Raw genomic sequence first — 13296 nt, 5'->3', positions numbered from 1 at the left:
AAGACAAAAATCAGTAATCAGGGTGCGACAGCAGAGGAAATCGTTTATCGGTATCCATCTCTAAAATCTGGCTGATGTTTATGTCATGATCGCTTTCTATCTTAAGCAACAACAGGAAGTAGAAGCTTACCTACAACAGCGACGACAACGATTGCAGGAGATTCAGGCAATGAATCAAGCGAGATTTGATCCGCAAGGTTTGCGTGATCGCCTGTTTGCCCGTAGAGCAGAACAAGAAGCAGTCAAGAGGGGGAGATGGAGGGTCAAGTTCAGTATCTCCCGTGGTAAGCGGTCTAATTTAGCCGTTAGGCTGCTTAGTTTATTCCCCAGCGAATGTATCCTCTGCTAGTAAATGCATAACCTTACGCCATGCAGTTTCCCCTTCTAGTCCAACAACTTCAAACACCCGCGCAAAACGTTGTCTTTGATCGCCGGATAACTGACTCTCTAAACATAAGCCTGATGGTGTAAGGGTTAGGCGTTTGATCCGGCGATCAGTGGTGTCAATATTAGATTCGACTAGCCCTAATTGGGTCAGTTGCCGTAATGGACTGTTCAAAGACTGTTTACTGATTCCGAGAGTCGCCAGTAATTCGTTAACGCTTAATCCTGGCTTGCGACCAATAAAATATAGAATCCGATGATGGACACGCGAGAGACCACGCTCGGCAAGTATGGCATCTGGCTTTGCAACAACTGCGCGAAAAGCAAAGTGCAACGCTTCCAGAGCCTCGTTAAGTTCTTTTTCCCGCTCGCTTGGCAAACTATTTAGGTCAGTCATGTTGACATATTAATCGATGTTCAGCTAATTTGAGTATGTCAACCTATATGACCTATTTTGTGACCATGCCGATCCTCAACGCAGATTTTGCATTCAGCTTTGCCCACAGCTGGATCGAGGGCTGGAATCAACGTGACATCGATGCTGTCCTGAGCCACTACGCGGATGACTTTGAGTTGGCTTCCCCTTTGATCCCATCTATTGTTGGAGAATCTAGCGGCATTCTCCAGGGTAAGGCAGATGTGAGAGCTTACTGGAACAAGGGGTTAGCGCAAATCCCTGACCTTCATTTTGAACTGAAAGAAGTTTTGACGGGTGTAGATAGCATCACGCTCTATTACCGAGGGCATCGGGGCATGGTGACTGAAGTGCTATGGTTCGACGGTACGGGAAAGGTAAAGAAAGCTTGGGCTTGTTACGCCATTGACATCATAAGGGTAAGTAATGAAGCAATCGCCAATTTCAGCTGAATCGATTTCAGCACCGTTCGGTAAGACGATATATCCAGAACCTTATGCTTCTCTTGTGAAGGGACGACAAAAGCGAAAATTGGGTGAGTATTTTGGCTTGACTCATTTTGGAGTTAATTTAACTCATCTCTCGCCCGGTGCAGTTTCTGCTCTTGCTCATAGCCACTCAAAGCAAGAAGAATTTATCCTAGTATTGGAAGGCAGCCCAACGCTGGTATTAGGCGAAGAGGAATTCGTTTTGCATCCTGGTGACTGCTACGGATTTAAGGCAGGCACAGGTATCGCCCATCAACTGATTAATCGGTCTGAAGAGAACGTAACCTATCTTGAGGTTGGCGATCGCACTGAGGGAGATGAGGTCGAATACCCAAATGATGATCTCAAAGCAACACAATTGTCGAATAGTGAATGGGCTTTAACGCACAAAGATGGTCGCGCATTTTAGACCTGTTGCACGAATATTTGAAATACCCCCCTTAGTCCCCCCTTGCCAAAGGGGGAAAGCAATACATCAACTCCCTCCCCTTAGTAAGGGGAAGGTTGGGGTGGGGTTTTGAGGATTCATGCAAGAGGTCTTTTGAAGAGGGTAGGAGGCAGAAGGCAGTCCCAATGAAACAAGTCTCACCACCAAGCATGAAAGTGGAATTTATCTGTGTAGGTTAAGATTAATGCAAAGACTAGCAGCCAGTCGGCTGAATTTGTTATGGCATTAACATCCCGTGTTGTTCATAGCGACCCCGACATTTTGGGAGGAACCCCTGTTTTTGTTGGAACTCGTGTGCCAATCAGAACCCTGCTTGATTATCTTGAAGCTGGTGATTCATTAGATGTGTTTCTAGACCATTTCCCTAGTGTTAGTCGTGAACAGGCGATCGCAGCGCTTGAATTAGCAAAGGAAATGCTGACAGCCTGTGCGAATCCTGCTTGATGAATGCACTCCACGACCCTTAAAGCGGGAACTTGCTGATTACGAAATATGCACAGTTGTCGAGATGGGATGGTCAGGAAAAAAGAACGGTGAGTTGCTGCGGCTTATGAGTCAAGAGGGCTTTACGATTCTGCTCACCACAGACCAGAATTTGCGCTATCAGCAAAATTTACAGCAAGCTGGAGTGGCAGTTGTTGTCCTTATAGCACCTAGCAATAGACTCCCGGATTTAGTTCCTCTAATACCAGATGTTCGTAAAGTGCTGAACACAATTGCTTCAGGAGAAATAGTTGAAGTTGGAGGTTATTGAAAATAATATAGCAGGGCAGCACAACAATTCAAATGCGACGGACTGCCGAAAGCTTTTGGTGATCTGAAAACAAAGTACTCTTTTTCGCTTTGAAGATATCTTTCTCTTTGGGTAGTTCAACCGTGTGATCGCACATATTTGTTATAAGTATGAACTGCAAATTTATGCAAATTTGCCAGCAGTCTATGCAAATGCTGGCAAATAAAATATGTAAAATATAGCGGATTAATTTATATTGTTTGAATTAATAAAACATATCCGCTGTTTATTGATCTCATAGATTGTCCTAATAGATCAAGAGTACAAAAAGCAATATTTTCTCTTGTTATACCTTAAACAAACTGCAATTCATACTTATCCAAAATCGGCTGTATATTTTCCATATTTGGTGGCGAAGAACTTGCAACATCACCCATTTCTTCATAAAAAGTCTTCGCTTTTTCAGGCGCTATTAAAACCAAAAACTTAGCAAAAGCAGAACGAATCTTGAAAGCATGATTAGTATTTTCAGGAATATTCACAAAAAATCCTGGTGTTGCTACGATTATTTCTTTACCAACTTGTAATTCTAATTCACCTTCTAGAATATAAAATGCTTCTTCCCAAGGGTGAGTATGCAGGGGTGGACCATTATTTTCTGTATCTTCTATTTCATAAACTGTCCAAGCTCCATTGCTGGTTTCCCCGGTTGCTTTAGTTGTGAATTGTCCACCCAAAACTGAGAATTTCTTACCTTCTCCTGCTGCTACAACAGTTGGTTGATGCATGGTTGAGCTTTGCATATTAGTGAACTCCTGAATATGTGATTGTATATGTATGAACCACAAACTTAATTTGATGTTTTTAAGATTAGTAATTAATCGGGGAGAAATAGGGGAGACAATTGGGTAATGGAAAAATTATTTGTAAAGGATTATTAAGTCAGTGAACCAACGTTAAAATTTCTAATAAATAATTAGTAGCCTTTTGTGGCTCGAGTTGATATTGCAATGCCTAACCAGTCACTCACCTCACCCAAAGCTGATATTTTGGTAATTGATGACACACCAGAAAACCTAAACCTTCTATCTGCCATGCTGACAGAACAAGGGTATAAAGTTCGCAGTGTGACTAAAGGTTCTACAGGATTGCGGGGAGCAAATGCAGTTCCCCCAGATTTGATTTTGCTGGATGTTAATATGCCACAGATGAATGGTTATGAAGTCTGTCAGCAATTAAAGATAAATGATCGCACCCGCGAAATTCCGGTAATTTTTATCAGCGCTTTAGGTGATGTGCTAGATAAAGTCAAAGCGTTTGCAGTTGGCGGGGTGGACTATATCACTAAGCCTTTTCAACTAGAAGAGGTTTTAGCACGAATTGAAAATCACTTGATGATTCGCCAACTGCAAAAACAACTCCAAGCGCAAAATGAACGGTTGCAGCAGGAAATTCGCGATCGCACCAAAGCTGAAGAGAAGTTTGCTAAAGTTTTTCGTTCCAGTCCCAATCCGATCGCGATCGCTACAGTTGCAGAAGCGTGTTTTATTGATGTCAATCCCAGTTTTTTGAAAATGAGTGGCTATTCCCCAGAGGAAGTGATTGAACACACCTTTGCGGAACTTGATTTGGGTAAAGATACAGTAGCGATCACTCAAATAATTCAATGTTTACCTGATATTGGGTCAATCTATAATCAAGAATTTGAATTTTCTACTAAATCTGGAGAAGTTAAAACCACACTAATATCTATTGAATTAATTGATCTAGCTGGAGTACCATGCGCTTTATTAATCGCCAATGACATCACCGAACGCAAACGCCTAGAAAACGAGTTTATTTCTTTAGTTAGTCATGAGTTGCGTACACCTTTGACTTCCACAATGGGAGCATTGGATTTATTGGGTGCAGGACAATTAGGAACTCTGACTGCACAGGGACAAAAAATTCTCAGCATCGCTACTAATAACACTGAACGTCTCATTCGTTTGGTGAACGATATTCTCGATTTAGAACGGATGAAATCGGGCAAAATTTTCATGCGGAAGGCTAAGTGCAATGTTGCTGAACTGTTAATCACAGCAACAGAAGCGATGCAAGCAATGGCAGATAAATTACAAGTCAAACTGATTGTTAATCCTTTAGCAATTGAAATTTGGGCAGATCCTGATCGCCTGCTACAAACCCTAACCAATTTACTCAGCAACGCGATTAAGTTTTCTGAAGCAGGAGATACCGTCTGGATTAGTGCCACACTTTCAGAATCTCAAGGTGTTGAATCTGAAGAAAATCACCATTTCTGCACAAAAGATAGTTCTTTACCCAACTACCTTTTGATTACTATCCAAGATCAAGGACGAGGAATTCCTGAAGATAAATTACAAATAATCTTTGAGCGCTTTCAGCAGGTAGATGCATCCGATTCTCGCAATAAAGGCGGAACAGGTTTAGGACTTGCTATTTGCCGGAATATTGTACAGCAACATCATGGAAAAATCTGGGTTGAGAGCGTTTTGGGTGAGGGTAGTACGTTTTATGTAATTTTACCTCTAATAAGCTCTAAATCCACATAATCATATAAGAGTAACATTATGAGCAGAACTATCTTAGTTGTTGACGATGAAGAAGATGTGCAGGCGATCGCAAAATTGGGATTAGAAATGGGTGCAGGTTGGCATGTGTTGACTGCTGATTCTGGTCAGGAGGCATTGCATGTAGCTGCCAACTCTCCAGTTGATGTGATTCTACTAGATATAATGATGCCTGATATGGATGGGCGTGCCACCTTACAACAACTCAAGGCTAACCCGGTTACTAAATCAATTCCTGTAATCTTACTTACTGCCAAAGTCCAAGAGTCAGATCAAAACAGTTTTACTGAGTTAGATGTAGCTGCTGTCTTTGCCAAGCCTTTTCGTCCCTTGAAATTGGCAATGCAAATCAGTCAAGCATTGGGCTGGTGCTAATAACCCACCATTGTTAAAACGTCTGTCAAGTCGGTCGAGTATTTCTTGAATCCCTAGTTTCACTTTGTGCGATCGCAGATGTGCGTGTTTCGTTAACCGCGTTTGATAAAATTCTATTATCGAATTCATCTCAATTCAGGGTTGGACTTCGCGCAGCCGACGCTCTAAAAAGCGGCGTTCACTGTCATTGGTAACTAATGCCAGCGCCCGGGCATAGCCTTGAGCAGCTGCTTGAGAGTCCCCCATCCGTCGCAGCAGATCGGCACGGGTAGCGTGAAACAAATGGTAGTCGTCGAGTTGAGGGGCAAGCTTATCAGTAAGGACAAGCGCTGCTTGAGGACTATTGACCATCGCGATCGCCACCGCCCGATTCAATGAAACGATCGGCGAAGGCTGTAACTGTTCCAGCACATCATAAAGCCGCGCAATCTGCGCCCAGTCGGTTTGTTCTGCCCGCGCTGCTTGACAATGGAGTGCCGCGATCGCCGCTTGTACGGCAAACGGGTTCAATTCGCCCCGCAGCGCCTCCTCTACTAGCGGCAACGCCTCAGCAATTTGTTGCTGGTTCCAGCGAGTACGATCCTGATCTTCGAGCAAAACGAGATCGCCTGCTGCGTTAAGACGGGCATCGCGTCGGGAGTCGTGCAGTAGCATCAGCGCCACCAGTGCCGTGACTTCTGAGGGTGGTTGGGGGGACATCAATTGCCTTATTAGTTGTCCCAATCGAATAGCTTCGGTGCAGAGGTCAGCCCTGACCATCGCCTCACCCCTGGTCGCTGCATAGCCCTCGTTGAAAATTAGATAAATCACTGTCAGTACCGCCTCTATCCGGGGAGAGAGAGCGCTCGGATCTGGCACTCTAAAGGGAATTCCCGCATCCCGAATTTTGCGCTTGGCACGGACTAGCCGTTGTGCCATCGTTGCTGTGGGTACGAGAAAGGCGCGGGCAATTTCATCGGTTTCCAGACCGCCCAGCATTCGCAGTGTCAGAGCGACTTGCGCCTCAATCGTCAGTGCCGGGTGAGCGCAGGTGAAAATTAATCGCAGTCGATCATCTGGAATCTCATCCGAATCGTAGGTTGGCTCTTCGTGAGTCGGAATTAACCCGGATGCTGCATACCATTCCAACTTTTCCGTGAGTCGTGTTCGCCGTCGGAGACGATCAATCGCTTTATATCGAGCCGTGCGGATAATCCAGGCACGGGGAAGATCCGGAATTCCCCCAGATTGCCACTGATTCACTGCGGCTGCAAAGGCTTCCTGTGCCGCTTCTTCAGCAATATCAAAATCTCCTACCAACCGAATCAGAATGGCAACGATCCGCCCCCACTCAGCACGGTAAACAGAAGCGATTGCCTGGTTTATGTCTAGTTTTGCGTTTAAAGTCATACCTGGCATAAAAATTGTGGGCAAGGTGTCGATTTGCGCCAACCTCATTCGACTGACTTACACAGGAGAACAACAGAGGTTGCTTCGATCATATTTTATAGTACATCTGCTCGCATTGAATCAGAAAATTTTTCTAGCGAGGTGTCGATTTGCGCTAACGCCGTTCGACTCATTTATAGAAAACGCAAAAGGAGAATCGATATGCAATGAGGCAAACGAATACCCGTCGATCGCAAGACGGTGAATGGTGAGAAAGCAGCCTAAATCCTAGTTGGGCTGTACATTCAGCTAAAACGCTTATCAATGGAGAAATCATGCGAAAACTTAAGCTCCAAATGCAAATTACGGTTGACAGCTTTGTTGCAGGCTCAGAGGGTCAGTTAGACTGGATGACTTCTCACTGATTGAAAACAGGTTGATCGACGAGTTGAATCTGTTTGTCAACCCGGTTGCGATCGGAAAAGGGATGCAAATATTTGAAAGTCAAACGCCTTTGAAGTTGATAACTTCTACTGCTTATGCCTGCGGCGTTGTAGTGAATACCTACGAACTTCAATAGCGTCTTCAACCATCATTATCGAAAGGAAATGATCATGACAACCCGACAAAAAATCACGCCCTGCCTCTGGTTTAACTTCAATGCTGAAGAAGCCGTTAATCACTACCTGAGCATTTTCAAGAACAGCAAGATTTTGGAGGTTTTGCACTACGGCGATGCCATGCCCGAACACAAAGGCAAAGTGCTGATTATCCGCTTTGAAATTGAAGGGCAGCAGTTTCAGGCACTCAATGCTGGACCGGAATTTCCATTTACTGAGGCGATTTCCCTTAGTGTGGACTGCGAAACCCAGGAAGAAGTTGACGAACTGTGGAGTAAGCTGTCCGCAGGTGGACGTGAAGGTGAATGTGGCTGGTTAAAAGACAAGTTCGGTCTGTCTTGGCAAATTGTGCCGCGAGTCCTGACGGAAATGCTCAAAGACAAAGATGCTGACAAGGCAACGCGCGTAATGCAAGCCATGTTCACAATGAGCAAGATTGATATTGCCCGTTTACAGCAAGCCTACAACCAGAAGTAGTCCACAGAGGAGCCTCTATTAGTCGATGGACGAATGACATCCTACATTAATCGTTCAACTGATGCACGAAAATCAACTCAAAAGTCCAACCTATGAAATACATACTGCTAATCTACCTGGAAGAACATGCCCTGAGCGACACCGAGCGGGAGCAGTGTTATAAAGACTCTGTGCAACTCGCCCAGGAACTCAACTCGAAGGGGCAATATTTGGCAACCGCCCCACTCCATCCAGTCGCAACAGCAACCAGTGTCCGGGTGCGCGACGGCAAATCACTCGTGACCGATGGACCCTTTGCTGAGACGCGCGAACAATTGGGTGGTTTTTTTCTAATTGACGCTCAGGATCTGGATGAGGCAATTGCGATCGCCACCCAAATTCCAGCCGTTCAAGTCGGCACGGTCGAAATTCGTCCCGTAATCGAAGTCGCGGGTTTACCAGAATCTTAATTGCATCCAAACCAACCTGAATCTTAACCTAAGGAGTATCTGATGAAACTTAATCCTTATTTGATGTTCAACGGCAACTGTGAGGCAGCATTCAAGTTTTATGAGCAGTGTCTCGGTGGCAAAATCACGATGATGATGACGCATAAGGAGGCACCCTCGGCAGAACAGGTACCCCCTGAATGGCATGACAAGATTATGCATGTTTGTCTCGACTTGGGAGACCGACTCTTGATGGGATCTGATAGTCCGCCTGGATATTTTGAAACCCCTCAAGGCTTCTACGTGCAGATCAGTGTTGAGACCCCAGCAGAAGCGGAACGAATTTTTCACACGCTGGCAGAAAACGGCAAAGTCACCATGCCGCTCAATCAAACCTTCTGGTCTGCCCGCTTTGGCATGTTAGTCGATCAGTTCGGTACGCCGTGGATGATCAACTGTGAGCAAACAACTTGAACATTGTGCAGTGAGCTGCATTGGCTAGTATCTATCGGTCAGAGTTCTCAAGGATAAAAAGGAGCTAAAACGGGGTAAAAGTAGCTAAGACGCATTTTGCCGCCACGTGTCATCTGTAAATCTTACTCAGACTTGGTTTTAGAAAAAAACTAACTTTTACCTAAAAATCAGGATTTGGCAGACCAGATTTGCTACTTTGAGTCGTACCATTTGAATCCCTCTAATTTCTAGAGCTTGAAACTTTTGTGGCTACGTTACTAAATGCTGTGCCAAATAACTTAAACTTCAATTGGTACTGCAAAAACAAGGTTTTTTAGAGATTTTTGTGTCAATAAGCCATTTTATTTTTGGAAAGCTCTTGTAGCAAGGCTAAGAGATTTTACATAGTGGCTGGTGTCATACTTACTACTTTACCCTCAAATAAGGCGTTGCAAAGTAATCCAAGTACACAGGCAATAGAAAGCTATTTCCCTAACTGGTTCAAATTGATGTCAGGTGGTATTAAAACTTCATTAATCGCATGGATAACACCGTTACTTGCTTTGATGTTCGGTTGAGTTACACTTGCATCGTTCACCGCAATTTGATTAGTGCCAGGATTAATTTGAATATTGATAGGTCTATCCTCAAGCGTTTTCAGTTCTCCACGCTTGAGTTGATCGGTAGTGAGTTCACCAGACACCACATGATATTTCAAAATCTTAGTCAACGTTTCTCGATTCTCAGGTTGTAATAGTTTGTTCAGGGTCTCTTTAGGTAAAGCAGCAAAGGCTTCATCAGTCGGAGCAAAAACTGTATAAGGGCCTTTGCCTTTGAGAGTGTCTGCTAAACCTGCTGTTTTCAATGCAGAACTTAATGTTGTAAAGTTCAATGTAGACAGAGCATAAATGTCACCAGGCTCTGTTGTGGAAGTCGTTGAAGTGGTTGTGTTAGTGGAACCACGAGTATCTGAGGTAGATGTAGTTGTGGAACTGGTTGTGCTAGTGGAACTACCATTATTCGACGTAGATGTAGTCGTGGAACTGGTTTGGCCGATCGCATTATTGCGACCCACAATATAATTAGTAGCGGCAACATTGTTAGGAAGTGGTTCTATTTTTCCTTGCCGCACTAAGGCTTGATACAAAAGTGCTGCGGCTTCCGCACGGGTGAGATTTCGGAGTGGATTGAGAGCTTTTACATTTGGGTAGTTGACCACAATATTTGCTTGTGTAGCAGCAGCTATAGGATTGATAGCGTAAGCAGGTATCCATCCAGCATCTTGGTAGTAACTTCTAAGAATATTTGCTGGCGTACCATTAGGAGATAAACGCAAACCATTTGCTAAAGCAGTTATCGCCTGCGCTCTAGGAATAGGTTGCTCTGGGAAAAACAATGTGCCGCCATAACCTACCATAAATCCTGTTTGAAAGGCTTCTTGTATTTCAGAAGCCGCCCAGTAATCACCAGGAACATCCGTAAATCCAGATTCACCTAACTGTCGAACTTGATTTTGCTCAAAAGCTTTGGCTATCATTGTAGCAAATTCTGCACGTTCCACAGGCTGCTGTGGTCTAAAAGTTCCATTAGGAAAGCCTGTAATAATGTTTCTTTGGGCTAGAGCTTGAATAAATGGTCGCGCCCAAAAATCAGGTGCAACATCAGAAAAGTTGACCTCTGCACCCGGACTTGGAGATGGAGAAGTCGTTTGAGCAACGGTGGGAGCAGAAATTGTTACAGGAACGATCGCTGCGAATGTCATGGTAACTCCTAGCAAAGCGGCGCTACCCGATGACCAACGTAAGAAGCTAAACATTGAAAATATCCTCCGAATTATGGGATTAGATTTTAGACAGGTTTACCCAAGGCAAAAGTAAAAAGATAATTTGATGCCAAAAAACGTAGAAACTCAGCAAAAGCACATAACATCTGAGTTTTCCCAACTTAATGAGAAGAAATAGGCATTACACAATCAAAAAATGATTTAATGCTATATTCTTCTTTCTAAATCATTTCAATTGTGCAACACCTAAAAGTTAGTTAAAAAGGATGTTGAGGTTAAGTTGTTGAATGCTAATTCAGTTATTGAACTGCATCTAGTTTGAAGATATCTCTAAAAGGTGGAAAACTTGTGGAGGCTGAAGCGAGTGTGGGACGACGGCTTCATAACAGAAAAGAGAACTTAGCAGCCCTCTGGAGTGCGTGTCACTTTTTTTCCATCTGAGCGGTAAGTCTAATGTTTCGCCAGGGCAGTTATCTAAGGTGCGATCGCTATTATTGAAAATTAGATATTGCTAAGAGGTTGTCGATTTTTTGAGGAAGTGCGATCGACCCTGAGTGTGAAGGATTAGGTAGTGGCTGCAAACAGGGGTGTTGTGTCAGTGTAGACCCTGATAGCAGTCACACTTCCTGCTGAGTTGCGCACACCCATCACCATTTTCAGGTGGAGCATCTAGGAAAGCTGGATAATTTCTTCGACGTCCAATAATTGGTTAATTTTGGCTTAATCAAATGTTTAATTTTACACAACTAGTCATTAAATCTCTGCCACTACATTAACTTAAGGCACTGCAACAACCTGCTTCTACGTTCTATTTATATGTACGAATACTCTCAAGCTTTGAAAGCTAAGAGTGCTTGTGATGGATTTTACTGCCCATCTGCTAAAGGAAGAAGTCATGAACTGGAAAGCCCGCCTCGTCAGGACAACAGCTTTGTACTTGGTAGTTCCCTTCACTGTGATTTTGACCGTGGTCGAACCGCTTGTTAGCAGTGCTAACCAGCAATCAAAGCAGACGGGCAAACGCTATTGGCAGTCACTTCCTTTAGGAATGCCTAATTTGAGCGAATCACGGGTATCAAAACAGATAGCACCTGGTGTTACCCACACAGTTATTGTTAGGGGCGAGCAGTCAAACCGTGACGTGTATACAGTCGATGTCACATTCCAAGCCAGCCTTAAAGCAGCTCAAACTGTTGCTGAATCGTTGAAAGCTCAAGGATACCAACCTCAGATCAAACCAATATTGCAACGAGCACCAGATGATCCAGAATCTGGTCCGCTCGGTTATTTAGTTCGTGTTGGTGCTTTTAGTACAGAAGCTCTTGCTGTTAATTTGCGTTTGCAACTTGAAGCGGCTGGATATTCAGGGTTGCGAGTTGTAAACACAGCAGAGGATGGGGGAAAGACTACTGGCCCGTGGGTGGTGAATGTACTTGAGGTAGACCCCAAGCAGTATTACCTTAAAATTGCTCCTGCACTTGCTACTGAAATTGTCCCTGATAATGAACCTTTGACACAGCTTTCACTGCGAACATTAGCTGTTGCAGCAGTGAACGGAGGATATTTTGTGATTGGAGCTAACGATGGCACCCCAGGCGACCTAGCAGGTATTTCCATTATTAATGGTAAGCTGGTGAGCGAGGCAGTCAATGGCAGAACAAGCCTTATTCTTCCCTCGGGTTCCAGTCTAGATGCTCGTATAGCTGCTGTGTCATCTAAAATTGCTGCAACGGCAAACGATGGTGCAACACGTGAGGTCGATGGGTTGAATCGTAAACCTGGTTTGATTCGAGGTTGCGGTGGTGTCGGTGGAGATATCCCTACTGAAAGCCCTAAGCATGACTTTACTTGTACAGATAGCAGTGAGCTAATTCAATTTACACCTGCATTTGGGAAATCCACAGAGCCAGGAGAGGGAGCGGAAGTTGTACTTGATGCATTAGGTAACGTTATTGAATTCCGCCAGCAACGTGGAGGTCAGATCCCAAGCAATGGCTCAGTGTTATCAGCAACGGGTGATGCTATTGAGTGGTTGCAAAATCATGGGCAAATAGGCTCAAAGATTGACATTGATACTCGTGTTTTGGCGAATGGAGAAGAACTGCCAATAGACGAGGCTGTTGGAGTCATCAATGGTGGTCCGAGATTGCTACGTAATGGAAAAATAGAGATCACTGCCTTTAGCGAAGGATTTCATTGGCAGGATAACCCAGAGTTTTACTATAGATTTGGAGTACGACGTAACCCTCGCACACTAGCTGGAATTACTGCAACAGGAAAGCTGCTTTTGGTTACAGTTGACGGCCGTCAGCCCACGTGGAGTGTAGGTGCGAGTTTTTCTGAAAGCGCTCGAATTATGCGATCGCTAGGAGCAATAGATGCTGTCAACCTTGATGGCGGAGGTTCGACAACCATAACTATTAACCAGCAACTCGTTAACCGTCCATCTGACTCTACTGGAGAGCGACCAATAGCGGACGCTATTGTCATCCAAAATAGAATTGACACTCCTACACCTTGAATAATATCAAGTTCGGCTAATTGCTTACGATATTATGCTTTTTTGGGGGTCATTGGTAATTGGTTTTTTCCATTACCCATTACCCATTACCTGTTACTAGCCTAGTATCTGGAATTGAGGTCGCAGCAAGGGAGATTGAAAAACGATAAATTGTATCTCCATGCTGCCAAACCCCCTTGCTGACAAGCCTGCCCGAATCAAAAATTCAGATT

15 protein-coding genes are annotated in these 13296 nt (G+C 44.2%); 11 read left to right on the top strand and 4 right to left on the bottom strand.

Annotation, left to right across the window (positions count from 1 at the left end; genetic code table 11):
- Nucleotides 1–85: 85 nt before the first annotated feature.
- On the top strand, nt 86–349 hold the full coding sequence (locus tag RS893_RS22890; protein WP_315787989.1) for a hypothetical protein: 264 nt from the start codon (nt 86–88) through the stop codon (nt 347–349).
- On the opposite strand, the gene RS893_RS22885 is transcribed toward RS893_RS22890, so the two are convergent.
- Nucleotides 320–781 carry a helix-turn-helix domain-containing protein gene (locus RS893_RS22885; RefSeq protein ID WP_315787988.1) on the bottom strand — a complete coding sequence of 154 codons (462 nt, stop codon included), beginning with the start codon at nt 779–781 and terminating at the stop codon, nt 320–322. The two genes, RS893_RS22890 and RS893_RS22885, sit on opposite strands and share 30 nt — an antisense overlap.
- Nucleotides 782–816: 35 nt before the next feature.
- Here RS893_RS22885 and RS893_RS22880 point away from each other — a divergent pair, with 35 nt between their 5' ends.
- The 4 genes from RS893_RS22880 (at nt 817) to RS893_RS22865 (ending at nt 2489) form a co-directional block, all read left to right on the top strand.
- Nucleotides 817–1251, top strand: a complete 435-nt coding sequence (locus RS893_RS22880) for a nuclear transport factor 2 family protein (RefSeq protein ID WP_315787987.1) — start codon at nt 817–819, stop codon at nt 1249–1251.
- Nucleotides 1252–1348: 97 nt separating this feature from the next.
- On the top strand, nt 1349–1696 hold the full coding sequence (locus RS893_RS22875) for a cupin domain-containing protein (RefSeq protein ID WP_315787986.1): 348 nt from the start codon (nt 1349–1351) through the stop codon (nt 1694–1696).
- A gap of 258 nt (nt 1697–1954) precedes the next feature.
- Nucleotides 1955–2179, top strand: coding sequence for a DUF433 domain-containing protein (locus RS893_RS22870; protein ID WP_315787985.1), 225 nt, complete (start codon nt 1955–1957; stop codon nt 2177–2179).
- Nucleotides 2163–2489 carry a DUF5615 family PIN-like protein gene (locus RS893_RS22865; protein ID WP_315787984.1) on the top strand — a complete coding sequence of 109 codons (327 nt, stop codon included), beginning with the start codon at nt 2163–2165 and terminating at the stop codon, nt 2487–2489. Before RS893_RS22870 ends, RS893_RS22865 begins: the two co-directional genes overlap by 17 nt.
- Nucleotides 2490–2821: 332 nt before the next feature.
- Here RS893_RS22865 and RS893_RS22860 read toward each other — a convergent pair whose 3' ends face one another.
- Nucleotides 2822–3271 (bottom strand): cupin domain-containing protein, encoded by a 450-nt coding sequence (locus tag RS893_RS22860; RefSeq protein ID WP_315787983.1) that lies wholly within the window; start codon nt 3269–3271, stop codon nt 2822–2824.
- A 207-nt stretch (nt 3272–3478) separates the two neighbouring features.
- Between RS893_RS22860 and RS893_RS22855 the strand changes: the two genes are divergently transcribed.
- Together RS893_RS22855 and RS893_RS22850 are read left to right on the top strand one after the other, a co-directional pair.
- Nucleotides 3479–5041 (top strand): hybrid sensor histidine kinase/response regulator, encoded by a 1563-nt coding sequence (locus tag RS893_RS22855; protein WP_315787982.1) that lies wholly within the window; start codon nt 3479–3481, stop codon nt 5039–5041.
- A gap of 18 nt (nt 5042–5059) precedes the next feature.
- Nucleotides 5060–5434, top strand: coding sequence for a response regulator (locus RS893_RS22850; protein ID WP_315787981.1), 375 nt, complete (start codon nt 5060–5062; stop codon nt 5432–5434).
- Between the two features lie 135 nt (nt 5435–5569).
- Here RS893_RS22850 and RS893_RS22845 read toward each other — a convergent pair whose 3' ends face one another.
- Nucleotides 5570–6871 carry an RNA polymerase sigma factor gene (locus RS893_RS22845; RefSeq protein WP_315787980.1) on the bottom strand — a complete coding sequence of 434 codons (1302 nt, stop codon included), beginning with the start codon at nt 6869–6871 and terminating at the stop codon, nt 5570–5572.
- 545 nt (nt 6872–7416) lie between these two features.
- Here RS893_RS22845 and RS893_RS22840 point away from each other — a divergent pair.
- From RS893_RS22840 to RS893_RS22830, 3 genes are all read left to right on the top strand, one after another.
- Complete coding sequence (locus RS893_RS22840) at nt 7417–7899, top strand: VOC family protein (protein WP_315787979.1); 483 nt, start codon at nt 7417–7419, stop codon at nt 7897–7899.
- A gap of 92 nt (nt 7900–7991) precedes the next feature.
- The gene (locus tag RS893_RS22835; protein WP_315787978.1) at nt 7992–8348 is read left to right on the top strand and encodes a YciI family protein; all 357 of its coding nucleotides are present in this window, start codon (nt 7992–7994) and stop codon (nt 8346–8348) included.
- Between the two features lie 42 nt (nt 8349–8390).
- A complete protein-coding gene (locus RS893_RS22830) occupies nt 8391–8801 on the top strand; it encodes a VOC family protein (protein WP_315787977.1) in 411 nt (136 codons plus the stop codon).
- 463 nt (nt 8802–9264) lie between these two features.
- Here the strand turns inward: RS893_RS22830 and RS893_RS22825 are convergent, their stop codons facing one another.
- Entirely contained in the window at nt 9265–10596 is a 1332-nt protein-coding gene (locus RS893_RS22825) for a fasciclin domain-containing protein (protein ID WP_315787976.1), read from the bottom strand.
- 826 nt (nt 10597–11422) lie between these two features.
- Between RS893_RS22825 and RS893_RS22820 the strand changes: the two genes are divergently transcribed.
- Nucleotides 11423–13084: a phosphodiester glycosidase family protein gene (locus RS893_RS22820; RefSeq protein WP_315787975.1), complete on the top strand. Its 1662-nt coding sequence runs from the start codon at nt 11423–11425 to the stop codon at nt 13082–13084.
- Nucleotides 13085–13296 lie beyond the last annotated feature (212 nt).

It is taken from the genome of Fischerella sp. JS2 (assembly GCF_032393985.1).
Classification (GTDB): domain Bacteria; phylum Cyanobacteriota; class Cyanobacteriia; order Cyanobacteriales; family Nostocaceae; genus Fischerella.
Note: the sequence above shows the minus strand (reverse complement) of the source record. Positions and strands in the feature narration are given on the sequence as shown.